The 680-nt window shown below is 29.1% G+C and carries 1 protein-coding gene; it reads right to left on the bottom strand.

What is annotated here, in order from left to right; translation table 11 throughout:
- Nucleotides 1-39: 39 nt before the first annotated feature.
- Entirely contained in the window at nt 40-522 is a 483-nt protein-coding gene (locus tag CD118_RS11765; RefSeq protein ID WP_240621958.1) for a hypothetical protein, read from the bottom strand.
- Nucleotides 523-680: the final 158 nt, after the last annotated feature.

Genomic DNA, 680 nt, shown 5'->3' with positions numbered 1-680 from the left:
TGTATAGGTAGCTTAAAGTGTATTAAACTTATTCTATTTTTATTTCTTAGTTATTGTGAATACTTCAATAGTATCTTGTGTTGGATTGAATTCTCGTGTTTGATTATTTAAATTTGATCCTGATACATCTCCCGATCCTTCAAATGTTCCACCCTCTTTTGTTTTTACTTTCAAGTTAAAAATGTATTCACTGGGGTTTAAACCAGCATCTGTTAGCTTTTTAGCTATATCATCTGCTAATGTTTTAGGGGAAAGATTCGTTTTACTAAAAGTATCAGTAAAATCTAATTTTTTTCCGTCAACTTCCTGTTGAAAATGCACTGCATTTGGGTTCTCTTGTTGTGCTTTTGCCTCGTGTGTTATACCATTTCCTACAAATAGTGCACTTCCAGTTGCAGTTGTCATTACTGTTACAGCTATTAACGATTTAAGTAGTACGCTATTTTTCATGTGTTTCTCTCCATTCTCTATTTGTTTGGTTTTCAAAATACATGTAGCCTTACTTGTTAATGAACCGTTCATCGACGTCTTTCTTTTCACTTCATCTAGATGCACTTTTATTATAAAGTTAATTTCATAAATATGGAATTAACAGTATATTAAATATCCATTACTTGCAATTTAATATATATAATATTAATATAGAATTACTTTTATTATAAAATTAAATAGTTATTAGA

Origin of the sequence: Staphylococcus coagulans, assembly GCF_002901995.1 — a bacterium.
Classification (GTDB): domain Bacteria; phylum Bacillota; class Bacilli; order Staphylococcales; family Staphylococcaceae; genus Staphylococcus; species Staphylococcus coagulans.
Note: the sequence above shows the minus strand (reverse complement) of the source record. Positions and strands in the feature narration are given on the sequence as shown.